The organism is Carnobacterium gallinarum DSM 4847 (assembly GCF_000744375.1).
GTDB lineage: Bacteria > Bacillota > Bacilli > Lactobacillales > Carnobacteriaceae > Carnobacterium > Carnobacterium gallinarum.
The window spans coordinates 26,806-40,318 of the sequence record NZ_JQLU01000002.1 but is presented as its reverse complement, the minus strand read 5'-3'; the positions used below and the strand labels follow the sequence as shown (position 1 = coordinate 40,318).

The window sequence follows — 13,513 nt, the reverse complement described above, 5'->3', positions numbered from 1 at the left end:
GATTATCGTATCAAATTAAGGAGGTGCTTTTCATTTATATGCATCTTTTAAATACGGGTTTACGCTATATCAATAGAATCAACTACTACTTTTGCAGCTTCTTCTGCGTTCTTATACGCTAGATTTCGTTGTTTCATTTTATGTGCATACCATACGAATAATAGAGAATAAACAGCAAGCGCACCTACTGCTAAAAGAATTGTTTGAACTTGTGGATTAGATATAGCTTTACCAATCCATACAGCTAGCATACTTTCAATTGGACCTTCTTTTGTTGAGTGGGAAATTAATTGAGTTGAAGCTAAGTTAGCGGGGAATGCACCAACGTTTTGTGCTGTTTGGGTTATCATTGGAGCAATCATTGTTCCTGACCATAAGAAGATCGGTAACATAAATACTCCAATTGTAATCATTCTTAACATCTTACCACGACAAACGACTAATAATGCAGGAGTTAAACCAATTGCAATAATACCAGCAAGTGGAAGGATACTATTTCCGGGTAAGAACATGGCCATTATCAACAAGATAGGGGCTAATACATTAGCTGCAGCCCACATTTCTGCACGAGCACCAAGGAATGGCCAATCTATACCAATGTAGAATTGACGGCCTGGAAAACGTTTTGCCATGAAAGTAGTTAGACCTTGAGACAAAGGTTCTACTGCGGCGATAAACCAAGATCCGATAAGAGAGAATAGTTCAAGAGATACAGCACCTGTGAAAGCGAGAGAGAAAATTTGTGAAACAGATTGTTGTCCTAACAAACCTACAAATAGACCTAAATAAGAGCCAATGGCAAATTTTGATCCCCAAAAACCAATTTTTTTGTTTAAATCAGCTGCGTTAAAATCGTATTTATCAAGTTTATAAAAGAATTTTTCAAAAATAGTATCGAATAGCATGATAACTGGGTTTAACATAAAGTTTAAATGGGTTGTGGTGGTCGGATTTGAATCAGGCATGCTCAATAAATCATTGAAAGTCGGTTTCATTAAATCAGAGTTAATAAATTTAAGAACACCGATAAATACTACGAATAAGGTAGCGACGAATAGATTTTTAGAATAATAGAGGATAATAATACCTAATAGGGCTGGGTGCCAGAAGTTAAAGATATCCACGTCTAGCGTGTTCGTTTTATTAATTGCTAACATAACCATATTGATAATAACTAATACAAGTAAGAAAAATAAGGTGTAAGGAGATCCCCATGTAATGGTTGCTAATGGTGCCCAACCAACGTCGGTAACGGAAAGTTGGATGCCTGTATTTTCAACAAAAGCTTGTAAAGCTTCCGAAAATGCGCTTGTTAAGATACCAATGACAATTCCCATACCGGTTAATGCAATGGCTAGTTTTAAACCACCTTCTAAAGCTTTTGAAAATTTGACTCCCATTAACATAGCAAATATGGTCAAGAGAATCATCATCATTGGTGCAGAACCAAGATTGATTAGGGGCTGGAAAATTAAGTTTGCAAACTTTATGATTACGTCGATCATTGTAAACTCCTCCTCATTGTGTAGTACTTCCTGGATTCCCGAATTGTTATAACGAGGTATTGAAAAATCCTGTATCTAAATCTTTTTTTCATAATTCACGTCATAATTCTAGAGGGAATGCAGGGTACTTATTATCTTTTAAACTTTTACCTGAATTATTCATACCATTTCAAGCAGTTACGACTAGCCTTGCTACAATAGCGTTTTTCACGTCTTTGTTGAACACCCAAAAGGTGCGGAATGTAGGCATGAGAAGCATTAGAAGCAGTCCAATAAAAAGTATGAATAATTTAGGCTTTAGACTAATTTATTTTTTTTAATAACTTTTTCTAATTCATCAAAAACAGGTACGGCCAAAGCTGGAATCCGGTAAAGAATAGGGCCAGCTTCTACAATCGGAATAGAAATTTTAAAACCTAAATTTGGAACGGAGATGGGAGTGAAGATGTCATAATGCTTAAACATATCTTCACTAATATCTTTGATGACTACGGCATCTACATGGACTTTGTATCCTCTATCTGTTAATTCTCTTTCGATAGCATCTTTAATTTGATGACTAGAATTAACTCCTGCTCCACATGCGGCTAAAATTTTAATCATTAATAATTCCTCCATTATAGGTTATTTTGATTGGATTAAAAATTTTCATTTAAAAAATTGAGAATACTTTCTTCACAGGTATAGTTGAAGAAATCTTTCAATTCTTTAGGTTTAACTTTGGATAAGAAACCCATTATTTCTGATAATACATTTGCTTGACCAACAGGATCGTTATTTAAAATCATGAATAAAAAATTAACTTCTACTTGTTTAGTAGGGTCTATCATATTATTGAATGTTACCGGGTACATTAATTTAATTGGTACAACACGTCGAGTATTTACAAATTCTCCCTCGGTATGTGGAATAGCAATATTAGGTAAAGAAGAATCGATAACAGATAAATCTAAACCAGTAGGGAAATTTTTTTCTCGAATTAATAAATTCTCAAAAAAGTTATCCTTCACTAATTTTTTTGCTACTAACTGAGTACTTATTTCTTTGAAAATCTCTTCCACAGATTTTTTTTGAGTGATAAAGATTGAGTCTTTAAAGAACAAATGTTCAGTTTCTATTTCAGTTCCCATTTCCGTCAGCCACCTTTTTGTTTGTTTTTATTTGTTTTTATTTGTTTTTGTTTTACATTTTTGATTATATACGCTTATACAGGGGATGTCAACGTTTTCAATTACTGAAAAATTTTTATTTTGTATAAATATGATAAAGGCATTGTGAATATTAAGTTCAGTTTATATAGAGGGATTGGATTATGAACATCCTAATTGCCCGTATGATGGCTTATTAAAGAGCTGGACGTATTGAATCAAGACAAAATCTTTTGTGAAGTGAAAAAATGTTCGTAAATTTTTGACACTGTTCGATAAAGGTGGTAAATTAATGTGTGTAAAGAATAAATATACTAATTGTCAGTTATCGATTAGATCATGGAGGGGAAGAAAAATGAGTATTGTATTAGGTGCAGATAAAGCAGGTTTTGAATTAAAAGAATTGTTAAAGAAAGTTATTAAAGAAGAGGGCTTTGAAGTGATTGATTTGTCTGAAACCCCCGCTGCAGATTTTGTTGAGGCCGCTCTTGCAGTTTCAGCAGCAGTCTTAAAGGATGAAGATAGCACAGGTATTATAATTGATCAATTTGGCGTTGGTTCTTACATGGCAGCAAATAAAATAAAAGGAATGATTGCCGCAAACGTTACGGATGAAAATTCGTCAAAAATGACACGCGAACACAATGGTGCAAAAGCGATTACTATTGGTTCAGGTGTGGTGGGCAAAGATTTAGCTGTTAATTTAGTTAAATATTATATTCATGCTGATTATGCAGCTGGTAGACATCAAGTCCGAGTTGATATGTTAAATAAGATGCTGTAATAACAAAATAAACAACATGGAAAATGGAGGAAAGAAAAATGATTATTTCATTAGGATGTGACCACATTGTCACAGATGTTAAGATTGCGGTATCGGATTACTTGAAACAACAAGGGCACGAAGTAATTGATGTTGGAACATATGATTTTACCCGTACACATTATCCAATTTTTGGAAAAAAAGTGGCAGAAGCCGTAGTATCAAAAAAAGCAGAATTGGGAATCACACTTTGTGGCACAGGGGTTGGGATCACAACTGCAGCAGATAAAGTACCTGGTGCTAGAGCTGCCTTAGTAAGAGATGTTACAAGTGCGGTTTATGCAAAAAAAGAATTGAATGCAAATGTAATTGGTTTTGGAGGCATGATTGTTGGGAAGAACTTGATTTTTGAAATTATAAACGCTTTTATTAATACCGAGTATGTAGAAACACCTGAAAATAAAAAATTAATTGAAAAAATTAATGCTATTGCACCTGAAAAAGAAACAAATACTGAAATAAACGAACATTTATTCGATGAAGAAATGAAGAAATGGTCTGAAGGATTCTATCACGATTGATCAGTTATTTTGACGTTTTTCCGAAAGAAGTCTCCCATTTCCAGAAATTTCGGTGGCTAGCACCAGTGTTCGGTCAGGAGATAGTTCGAATCGTATACCGCTCCTTTTTTTCAAGATATGAATAGTATGCAATAGGTGAGAATAATATTATTGGAGGGGACATAATGGTCCTATTAGAAAATGAATACCTTTTAGTAGAGATAGCTACAAAAGGAGCAGAACTTCAAAAAATATACAATAAAAAAGAAGGCTTTGATTATCTGTGGGGTGGAGATCCTAATGTTTGGTCTAGCCATGCACCAAATTTATTTCCCATCATCGGTCGTTTGAACGAACATAAACACATAAAAAATAGTAAAACATATGAATTACCACAACATGGTTTTGTAAAGATATCAGAATTAGAAGTGACGGAAAAAACGGATACAAAAGCAACCTTCACTTTAAGAGCAAACAAAGAAACGAAGGCGATTTATCCATATGAGTTTGTATACTCGGTTACTTACACATTAACGGACAATAAATTGGAAACAGCATATAAGGTGGAAAATCATTCTGAAGAAATGATGCCGTTCTCAGTAGGGGGCCATCCAGGCTTTAACGTGCCGATGAATGGTGAAGGGACGTATGAAGACTACACAATCACAATAAATCCCCAAAAAAATGTGGAATTTTTCGAAATTGGTCCAGCGCCATTCCGAAAGGGTGGCAAAAAACCATTCGCAGCAATGAAAAATGGGGCATTACCAATGAGCCATGAAGTATTTCGTGAGGGTCTTATCATCATTGATGAAGCAGACATTGAGACCGTCACATTGACGTCATCAAAAGGCAAGCATGGCGTTAGCGTGCATATGACTGATTTCCCCTACCTATGCCTATGGACAAAAGAAACAATAGATGCTCCGTTTGTTTGTATCGAGCCATTCTACGGATTACCTGATATTGCGGGTGAAATCGGATCACTAGAAGAGAAAGATGGCATGATTTGTTTGCAAAAAAGCAGGGAAAAAATCCTGAAATTTACAATTGAAATGTTTTGATGCGAAACACTAATAAAAACAGCTTTTTTATCATGCCGGCAAACAAAAAGGAACGAATAGAGAATCAAAAAGAAAAATAAAACAAAAAAAAGAACAAAAAAGATTGATTATATGTTTGGTTCTGTTTATAATAGGGGCATGAGGAAATAAAAACGCTTCCCGAAAAATGATTTGAAAATTTCCAAACTGTCTTCGTAAGTTCATTAAAATATTTTTAGTAAGGAGAAATTAATATGGCTATTATATTGGGTGCAGATTTAGCGGGTAAGGAATTGAAATCAATTATTAAAAACTATCTTGTGGAAAATAATTATGAGGTAGTCGATGTTAGTGGAAATTCAGCTAGTGATTTCATTGAAACCACATTAGCAGTAGCACGAGAAGTTAAAAAAGATGACGACAACTTAGGTATTGTAATTGACGCTTATGGCGCAGGTAGTTTTATGGTAGCAACAAAAATCAAAGGTATGATTGCAGCTCAAGTTTCAGATGAGCGCTCTGCTTATATGACTAGGGGACACAATAATGCCCGAATGATTACGATGGGGAGTGAAATAGTAGGGGTTACGCTTGCAAAAAATATCGTAAAAGGATTCGTTACAGGAAAATACGAAGGTGGAAGACATCAAATTCGCGTTGATATGCTAAATAAAATAGGTTAATTAAAGAAAGGTAGATGAAAATGAAAATTGCTATTGGTTGTGACCACATTGTAACGGACACAAAAATGGAAGTATCAAGTTTTTTGAAATCGCTGGGTCATGAAGTTCTTGATTTTGGAACATATGATTTTTATCGTACTCACTATCCTATCTTTGGGAAAAAAGTGGGGGAGGCTGTAGCAAGCGGGGAAGCAGATTTAGGTGTTTGTATTTGCGGAACGGGTGTTGGTATTAACAATGCAGTTAATAAAGTACCGGGAGTTCGATCTGCTCTTGTTCGTGACATGACTACAGCGCTGTATGCTAAAAAAGAATTGAATGCAAATGTGATTGGTTTCGGTGGGAAAATAACAGGTGAGCTACTTATGTGTGACATCATCGAGGCTTTTATCAATGCAGAGTATCAAGAGACAGAAGAAAATAAAGAATTGATTGCAAAAATAGCTCATGTTGAAAGCGTAAATAAAGATCAAATGGATCCTCATTTCTTTGATGAATTTTTAGTGAAATGGGATAACGGTGAATATCATGACTAGGGGAGAAGCAAGATGATTTTATCGATAACTATGAATCCTTCAGTCGATATTGCTTACCAAATAAAAGATTTCCATCTCGATTCCGTTAATCGTGTTGAAGAGACATACAAAACACCTGGTGGTAAAGGTTTGAATGTGACTAGAGTTTTATCGCAATTAAATGAAGCGGTTGTTGCGAGCGGTTTAATTGGAGGTAAATTGGGTGAGTTTATTGAAAATGAACTTGATAAGACTGATATTAAACATTCATTCTACAAAATTACTGGCGACACAAGAAACTGTATTGCGATCCTCCATGATGGACATCAAACTGAGGTTTTGGAGCAAGGACCTGTGATCACAGAAGCTGAGGCAGAAGGATTTCTAAATCATTTCGAGCAACTACTAACGCAAGTCAAAGCAGTCGCTATTTCAGGTAGTTTGCCGAAAGGAATTGCGTCAACTTACTATTCTCAAATGATTGGAATTTGCAATAGGCATAACAAGCCAGTCGTGCTTGATTGCTCAGGAGAGGCTATGCTTGAGGTGTTAAGAGGCAGCGGTAAGCCAACCGTCATTAAGCCAAATACAGAAGAATTATCACAGATATTGAACAAAGAGATTACCGATGATGTTGATAGCTTAAAAGCAGCACTGTCCCAAGATATTTTTACAGGTATCGAATGGATTGTCGTATCACTCGGTTCTAAAGGTGCCTTCGCCAAACACCAAAACACTTTCTATCAAGTGACGATCCCTAAAATTTCTGTCGTAAATCCTGTGGGCTCAGGTGATTCAACTGTGGCCGGAATTGTATCAGCCTTGGTAAATGATGAAGCGGATGATTCCTTACTGAAGAAAGCAAATACGTTGGGCATGCTGAATGCCCAAGAGAAACTTACTGGACATGTAAACTTAGATAATTTTGAGAAGTTATATGATAAAATAAAAGTAGAAGAGGTATAAAAAATGATAAACACCGAAAATAAAAAAGAATATTTAAAACGTTTAAGCGATGATAAAGGCATCATTTCAGCATTGGCATTTGATCAACGTGGTGCTTTGAAAAAAATGATGGCTGCACATCAAACGGAAGAGCCAACTGTTGGGGATATGGAAAAATTGAAAACGCTTGTCTCAGAAGAACTAACAAAATATTCATCATCTATTCTTCTGGATCCTGAATATGGCTTGCCTGCTGCTGATGCTCGTGATAAGAATTCAGGTCTTCTGCTAGCATATGAAAAAACTGGATACGATGCAAATACAGAAGGACGATTACCAGATTGCCTAGTTGAATGGTCAGTTAAACGTATTAAAGAAAGAGGCGCAGATGCTGTTAAATTCCTTCTTTACTATGATGTTGATTCTTCAGATTATATTAATACTCAAAAACTAGCATATATGGAGCGTATAGGTTCGGAATGTGTGGCTGAAGATATTCCATTCTTCCTGGAGATTTTAACATATGATGAGAATGTTACGGATAACAGTAGCACAGAGTTCGCTAAAATTAAACCAAGAAAAGTTATCGAAGCAATGAAAGTATTCTCAGATGATAGATACAATGTAGACGTTCTAAAAGTTGAAGTTCCAGTGAATATGAATTATGTAGAAGGATATTCAGATGGAGAAGTTGTTTATACTAAAGAAGAAGCAGCTAACTTTTTTAAAGAACAAGAAGCAGCATCACATCTTCCATATATTTATTTAAGTGCAGGCGTTAGTGCGGAATTGTTCCAAGAAACACTTCGTTTTGCTCACGATGCGGGTGCTAAATTTAATGGTGTCTTATGTGGTCGTGCAACATGGGCGGGTGTAGTTCCAGTTTATATCAAAGAAGGTGAGCAAGCTGCGCGTGAATGGTTGCGCACGACTGGCTTTAATAATATCGATACACTAAACAAAGTTCTTGAAACGACAGCAACATCTTGGACAGAAAAAATCTGAACAAATTGGAGGGAATGTAATGAACAGGGAAGAAGCTACTTTATTAGGGTTTGAAATTGTTGCCTATGCAGGTGAAGCGCGATCATACCTTTTGGAGGCTTTAAAAGCAGCGGAAAAAGGTGATTATGATAAAGCCGAAGCATTATGCGAAGAAGCAAATACCAGCATCAAAGAGGCTCATAAAGCTCAGACAAGTTTGCTTACTATGGAAGCTTCAGGCGATGATATTGCTTACAGCGTTACGATGATGCATGGACAGGATCACTTGATGACAACATTGCTGCTTAGGGATTTGATGAAACATATAATCGAATTGTATAAAAGAGGGAGCAACTAATTATGATGAATGCCTTGATTGCACAAATTGAAAAAGCTAAACCTTTTTTTGAGAAAGTATCCCGTAATATCTATCTACGCGCAATACGTGATGGCTTTATCTCAGCGATGCCTGTTGTTCTGTTTTCAAGTATTTTCTTATTGATTGCCTATGTTCCTAATATATTCGGTTTTTCATGGAGTGCATCGACTGAAGCTTTGATTATGAAACCGTACGGATATACAATGGGAATTTTAGGAGTCTTGGTTGCTGGTACAACGGCAAAGTCTTTAACAGATTCCTTTAACAGAAAGCTGGAAAACACAAATCAAATTAACTTTCTTTCTACTATGTTGGCTTCCATATCTGGTTTCTTACTCCTTGCTGCGGATGCAGTTGAGGGCGGTGGATTTGCAAACGGATTCTTAGGGACAAAAGGACTATTGACAGCGTTTCTTGCAGCGTTCATTACTGTGAATATCTATAATATCACTGTGAAAAATAATGTGACAATCCGGATGCCGGAAGAAGTACCACCAAACATTTCACAAGTATTTAAAGATATCATTCCTTTTACCTTAGTGATAGTCGTTCTTTATGGTTTGGATATAGTGACTAGGAACATTATGGGCACGAATGTGGCGGAGTCTGTTATTAAGTTATTCGAGCCACTGTTCACAGCGGCTGATGGTTACTTGGGCATTACAATCATATTTGGTGCATATGCACTGTTCTGGTTTGTTGGTATACATGGGCCATCTATCGTTGAACCTGCTATTGCAGCGATTACGTATGCGAATATTGAAACAAATTTCCAACTTTTACAGGCTGGACAGCATGCAGATAAGATTCTGACATCCGGAACGCAGATGTTTATCGTTACAATGGGTGGTACAGGTGCAACTTTAGTTGTTCCATTCATGTTCATGTGGTTATCAAAATCAAAACGGAATAAGGCGATCGGCAGAGCGTCAGTTGTACCAACTTTCTTTGGGGTTAATGAACCCATCTTATTTGGAGCACCTATCGTTTTAAATCCAGTATTTTTTGTGCCTTTTATTTTTGCACCGATTGCCAACGTCTGGATTTTCAAATTCTTCGTTGATGTTCTTGGGATGAACAGCTTTAGCGTGAATTTGCCTTGGACAACACCAGGTCCTTTAGGGATCGTTATCGGAACAGGATTCGGGCTGATGTCACTTGTTCTTGCTCTTACATTGATTGTAGTGGACGTAGTGATTTACTACCCATTCTTTAAAGTCTACGATGCACAAATTCTTGAAGAAGAAAAAGCTGGAGTATCATCTACGGATAGTTTGAAAGAAAAAGTTGAAGGCAGCTTTGATACTAAAAAAGCCAAAGCGGTCCTTGCAAGTGCTGATACGAACGAGAATGATTCGAAAGTTTTTGAAAATAAAATAACGGAAGCTAAAAATGTTCTTGTCCTTTGTGCTGGTGGGGGAACAAGTGGCCTTCTTGCTAATGCTTTAAATAAAGCTGCGGCTGAATATGGGGCTCCTGTAAAAGCAGCAGCAGGTAGCTATGGGGCGCACATGGATATCATGAAAGACTATGATTTAGTCATCCTGGCACCTCAAGTGGCTTCGAATTACGAAGATATCAAACAGGATACTGATAGATTGGGCGTTAAACTTGCTAAAACGCAAGGAGGTCAATACATTAAATTGACCCGTGATGGCCAAGGGGCTCTTGCATTTGTTCAAGAACAATTCGAAGACTAGACGGGAGGTTATAATATGAAGAAGTTACCAAAAGATTTTATTTTCGGCGGCGCAACAGCAGCCTATCAAGCTGAAGGGGCGACGCAAACAGATGGCAAAGGCCGTGTAGCTTGGGATACTTATCTTGAAGAAAACTATTGGTATACAGCAGAGCCAGCCAGTGATTTTTATCATCGTTATCCTGTGGACCTGGAGCTTAGTGAAAAATTCGGTGTAAACGGCATTCGGATTTCCATTGCATGGTCACGTATTTTTCCGACTGGTTTTGGTGAAGTAAATCCTAAAGGCGTTGAATACTATCATAATCTCTTTTCAGAATGTCATAAACGTCATGTAGAACCTTTTGTCACGCTGCATCATTTTGATACTCCTGAAGTGTTGCATTCAGATGGAGACTTCTTAAATCGTAAAAACATTGACTATTTTGTTAATTACGCTGAATTCTGTTTTAAAGAATTTTCAGAAGTTAACTATTGGACTACGTTCAACGAAATAGGCCCGATAGGTGATGGTCAGTACTTAGTGGGTAAATTCCCACCAGGGATTAAGTATGATTTTGAAAAATTATTCCAATCCCATCATAATATGATGCTTGCACATGCAAGAGCTGTCAAGCTTTATAAGGATAATGGATATTCAGGAGAAATTGGTGTCGTTCATGCACTTCCAACAAAGTACCCTTATGATCCATCTAATCCAGGTGATGTTCGAGCAGCAGAATTGGAAGACATTATTCACAATAAATTTATTCTTGATGCCACTTACTTGGGTAGGTACTCTCAAAAAACGATGGAGGGTGTCAATCATATTCTCTCCGTAAATGGTGGCAAGTTAGACCTTCGTGAAGAAGATTTTGAAATTCTTGAAGCAGCTAAGGATTTAAATGATTTTCTAGGCATTAATTATTACATGAGCGATTGGATGCGTGCCTTTGATGGTGAATCAGAAATTACGCATAATTCAACCGGAGCTAAAGGCGGATCTAAATATCAGCTAAAAGGTGTCGGAAGAAGAGAGTTTGACGTAGATGTTCCACGAACTGATTGGGACTGGATGATCTATCCACAAGGCTTATATGATCAAATGATGCGGGTCAAAAATGATTATCCTAATTATAAAAAAATCTATGTTACTGAAAATGGCTTAGGTTATAAAGATGAATTCGTAGATGGTACAGTCAAGGATGATGCACGTATCGATTATGTTAAAAAGCATTTAGAGATCATTTCAGATGCAATAACAGCAGGTGTGAACGTGAAAGGTTATTTCATATGGTCATTGATGGATGTTTTCTCATGGTCAAATGGCTATGAGAAACGCTATGGATTATTCTATGTGGATTTTGAAACACAGGAACGTTATCCGAAGAAAAGTGCATACTGGTATAAGAAGTTGGCAGAAACTCAGATAATCGAATAGTACGTTTATTCATAAATATAAAACAAGAGAGCTATATGAAAATATACCTCTCTTGTTTTTTTGTCGTATTGTCCGGTACCACGGGTTTCAACCCTTCAACGAACCTTCATCTCCGTTGCAACCTGGATTCCCGCCAACACATAACTATGCAGGCGGGGTGATGCCTAGTGCTTCGTAAATTTGTTTTTGCTTTGTAAGAACCTCACCGACCCTAAGGTCGTAGCCTGGATACTCAAAACATTCTATAATATCAAGTTTATCCAAGGCAGACTGAATCGTATAGTTTTGATAAAGTTCTGCTTCATGCATGTGTTTTTTGAGATAAGATAAATATATGAGCGCGACAAATGCAACGAAGAGTTTTCCGTCAAGGCTTTTCTCAGATGACACCAATAGGCGGCGAAGATTTAAGCGGTCTTTAATATTACCAAAGGCTTTCTCGATGAGATCTTTGTTTCTGTATAATTCCAGTGCGGCCATGGCATCCATCTTTTCGTTGGATATCAAAGTGAAGTAGCCATAATAACGTTTTGTCGCCTTCACTGCATCTTCTATAACAGTAACCTGTAAGCCACGAATCGGAGTTTCTTTAATTTGGAAATACTGCTTGTAGAATCGCTCATGTTTCGCAACACGTTTGCCACTCAGAATCTCCTTCCGCATAGCCATAAGTTTACGATCGAAGTTGGTTTCATCTTCAGCAAACTTATCGATGTTGAAGTAAATGTGTAAATAAACCCGCTTTTTATCTGTGAGAACATCCTTCTTGTAGGGGCGTTCTTGCTTATATTCCCATTCTGAAAGGACAGTCTTGGAATACAATTCATGCTGCTCATCGAAGTTCTCGAAAGAACGGAAGTTGTCATAAACGGTATCGATTGCTTTGCGTGCAAAGCAATTGCTTGTCTGAATCGCAACAATGAATTTCAAGTGATCCTTAAGAAGGCCGTTGACATTCGCCTCGCTATAAAATCCACGGTCCATGACCAGTTTCACTTTATCAAAGCCGAGAACTGCAAAATCCGCTAGAAGATTTTGAACAGTCCGCACATCCGGAATGTTGCCGGCTAGCTTTCGATAATAGAAAGGAAGACCGGATTTTTCACCGAATACGAGTGCCAAGTTAATCTGAGGCAGTCTATCGTCTTCCTTGTTTTTGCCATATTGAGCTTGGCGAAGCGTTTGGGAATAACTGGACACTGAGGTAGTATCATAAGCCCAGTATTCATCTCCGGAGCGTCGTTTCTCCTGAAGCATAAAGAACTTTGTTCTTTCTTCTTCAGAAATATCTGAAAAAAGTTCACTGCTGCGCTGTGAAGAAATATTTTTATCATAGGGATGCTTATGAAGTGTGCTCCATTTTTCAAAACGAAAAAGCGGGGATTCAGATTCAAGAATCATATAGTAAGCAATGGATTGGATTTGTTTGTAGCTAGCGGGAAAGCATTGCTTAAGATCTTCTGTTAGACCCAGTTTTTTACCAATCTCATCCAGTAGATATGTGGTACCGTAAAACCTGCGGCTAGCTATTTCGATAGGTACCGGTCCTGGTTTCCTTGAGTTAGCAGCTTCCGGATCCTCCTTGTGTTTTCTGCCACGACCATCGGTCGGAATGATTTCTCCTGTATTAGAATCACGCTTACCGATCAGTGTGCGTTTCGCCCGGGGTTGTTTCTTTTCCTTATCCCAATAGGATATGGATTCGTAAACATAGGTAATGCCACTTCGTTTATCAAACTGGTTTATAATAGCCATTCTGCCGCCTCCTAGTTATGTATAGTATAACACATAACTAGGTTTATGTAATGGCGAGAGTGTTTAAAACCTATTAATATCAATGGTTTCAGCTTTTTTTTGTTAAATCATAGT

Annotated in this window: 14 protein-coding genes; 10 read left to right on the top strand and 4 right to left on the bottom strand. The window is 37.2% G+C overall.

Translation table 11 applies throughout. The features are described from left to right. Positions 1-59 precede the first annotated feature (59 nt). The 3 genes from BR43_RS00515 to BR43_RS00505 all read right to left on the bottom strand — a co-directional run bounded on the left by BR43_RS00515 (position 60) and on the right by BR43_RS00505 (position 2,635). Positions 60-1,502: a PTS galactitol transporter subunit IIC gene (locus BR43_RS00515; protein ID WP_034558427.1), complete on the bottom strand. Its 1,443-nt coding sequence runs from the start codon at positions 1,500-1,502 to the stop codon at positions 60-62. 300 nt (positions 1,503-1,802) lie between these two features. Further along, positions 1,803-2,108, bottom strand: coding sequence for a PTS sugar transporter subunit IIB (locus BR43_RS00510; protein ID WP_034558275.1), 306 nt, complete (start codon positions 2,106-2,108; stop codon positions 1,803-1,805). 35 nt (positions 2,109-2,143) lie between these two features. After that, complete coding sequence (locus tag BR43_RS00505; RefSeq protein WP_034558274.1) at positions 2,144-2,635, bottom strand: PTS sugar transporter subunit IIA; 492 nt, start codon at positions 2,633-2,635, stop codon at positions 2,144-2,146. A 373-nt stretch (positions 2,636-3,008) separates the two neighbouring features. On the opposite strand from BR43_RS00505, the gene lacA (BR43_RS00500) reads away from it, so the two are divergent. The 10 genes from lacA (BR43_RS00500) to lacG all read left to right on the top strand — a co-directional run bounded on the left by lacA (BR43_RS00500) (position 3,009) and on the right by lacG (position 11,644). Then, positions 3,009-3,437 (top strand): galactose-6-phosphate isomerase subunit LacA, encoded by a 429-nt coding sequence (gene lacA, locus BR43_RS00500; protein WP_034558273.1) that lies wholly within the window; start codon positions 3,009-3,011, stop codon positions 3,435-3,437. A gap of 38 nt (positions 3,438-3,475) precedes the next feature. Then, complete coding sequence (gene lacB, locus BR43_RS00495) at positions 3,476-3,997, top strand: galactose-6-phosphate isomerase subunit LacB (protein ID WP_034558272.1); 522 nt, start codon at positions 3,476-3,478, stop codon at positions 3,995-3,997. 164 nt (positions 3,998-4,161) lie between these two features. Next, complete coding sequence (locus tag BR43_RS00490; protein ID WP_010051915.1) at positions 4,162-5,040, top strand: aldose 1-epimerase family protein; 879 nt, start codon at positions 4,162-4,164, stop codon at positions 5,038-5,040. A 233-nt stretch (positions 5,041-5,273) separates the two neighbouring features. After that, entirely contained in the window at positions 5,274-5,702 is a 429-nt protein-coding gene (gene lacA / locus BR43_RS00485) for a galactose-6-phosphate isomerase subunit LacA (RefSeq protein ID WP_034558271.1), read from the top strand. A gap of 20 nt (positions 5,703-5,722) precedes the next feature. Further along, positions 5,723-6,238, top strand: coding sequence for a galactose-6-phosphate isomerase subunit LacB (lacB, locus tag BR43_RS00480; protein ID WP_010051917.1), 516 nt, complete (start codon positions 5,723-5,725; stop codon positions 6,236-6,238). A gap of 12 nt (positions 6,239-6,250) precedes the next feature. After that, a complete protein-coding gene (gene lacC / locus BR43_RS00475) occupies positions 6,251-7,183 on the top strand; it encodes a tagatose-6-phosphate kinase (RefSeq protein WP_010051918.1) in 933 nt (310 codons plus the stop codon). Between the two features lie 3 nt (positions 7,184-7,186). Beyond that, on the top strand, positions 7,187-8,167 hold the full coding sequence (gene lacD / locus BR43_RS00470) for a tagatose-bisphosphate aldolase (protein ID WP_010051920.1): 981 nt from the start codon (positions 7,187-7,189) through the stop codon (positions 8,165-8,167). A gap of 19 nt (positions 8,168-8,186) precedes the next feature. After that, positions 8,187-8,504 (top strand): PTS lactose/cellobiose transporter subunit IIA, encoded by a 318-nt coding sequence (locus tag BR43_RS00465; protein WP_034558270.1) that lies wholly within the window; start codon positions 8,187-8,189, stop codon positions 8,502-8,504. A gap of 5 nt (positions 8,505-8,509) precedes the next feature. Continuing rightward, entirely contained in the window at positions 8,510-10,225 is a 1,716-nt protein-coding gene (locus tag BR43_RS00460; RefSeq protein WP_211252887.1) for a lactose-specific PTS transporter subunit EIIC, read from the top strand. Between the two features lie 15 nt (positions 10,226-10,240). Continuing rightward, a complete protein-coding gene (gene lacG / locus BR43_RS00455) occupies positions 10,241-11,644 on the top strand; it encodes a 6-phospho-beta-galactosidase (protein WP_034558266.1) in 1,404 nt (467 codons plus the stop codon). A 144-nt stretch (positions 11,645-11,788) separates the two neighbouring features. On the opposite strand, the gene BR43_RS00450 is transcribed toward lacG, so the two are convergent. After that, on the bottom strand, positions 11,789-13,399 hold the full coding sequence (locus BR43_RS00450; RefSeq protein ID WP_034558264.1) for an IS1634 family transposase: 1,611 nt from the start codon (positions 13,397-13,399) through the stop codon (positions 11,789-11,791). Between the last annotated feature and the right edge of the window lie 114 nt (positions 13,400-13,513).

Excerpts from the sequence above, each read along its gene's own strand:
- lacB (WP_034558272.1), top strand. The coding sequence starts at position 3,476 with ATGATTATTTCATTAGGATGTGACCACATTGTCACAGATGTTAAGATT.
- BR43_RS00450 (WP_034558264.1), bottom strand. The coding sequence starts at position 13,399 with ATGGCTATTATAAACCAGTTTGATAAACGAAGTGGCATTACCTATGTT.
- BR43_RS00510 (WP_034558275.1), bottom strand. The coding sequence starts at position 2,108 with ATGATTAAAATTTTAGCCGCATGTGGAGCAGGAGTTAATTCTAGTCAT.
- lacA (WP_034558273.1), top strand. The coding sequence starts at position 3,009 with ATGAGTATTGTATTAGGTGCAGATAAAGCAGGTTTTGAATTAAAAGAA.
- BR43_RS00460 (WP_211252887.1), top strand. The coding sequence starts at position 8,510 with ATGAATGCCTTGATTGCACAAATTGAAAAAGCTAAACCTTTTTTTGAG.
- BR43_RS00505 (WP_034558274.1), bottom strand. The coding sequence starts at position 2,635 with ATGGGAACTGAAATAGAAACTGAACATTTGTTCTTTAAAGACTCAATC.
- lacD (WP_010051920.1), top strand. The coding sequence starts at position 7,187 with ATGATAAACACCGAAAATAAAAAAGAATATTTAAAACGTTTAAGCGAT.
- BR43_RS00465 (WP_034558270.1), top strand. The coding sequence starts at position 8,187 with ATGAACAGGGAAGAAGCTACTTTATTAGGGTTTGAAATTGTTGCCTAT.
- lacB (WP_010051917.1), top strand. The coding sequence starts at position 5,723 with ATGAAAATTGCTATTGGTTGTGACCACATTGTAACGGACACAAAAATG.
- BR43_RS00490 (WP_010051915.1), top strand. The coding sequence starts at position 4,162 with ATGGTCCTATTAGAAAATGAATACCTTTTAGTAGAGATAGCTACAAAA.
- lacA (WP_034558271.1), top strand. The coding sequence starts at position 5,274 with ATGGCTATTATATTGGGTGCAGATTTAGCGGGTAAGGAATTGAAATCA.
- lacC (WP_010051918.1), top strand. The coding sequence starts at position 6,251 with ATGATTTTATCGATAACTATGAATCCTTCAGTCGATATTGCTTACCAA.
- lacG (WP_034558266.1), top strand. The coding sequence starts at position 10,241 with ATGAAGAAGTTACCAAAAGATTTTATTTTCGGCGGCGCAACAGCAGCC.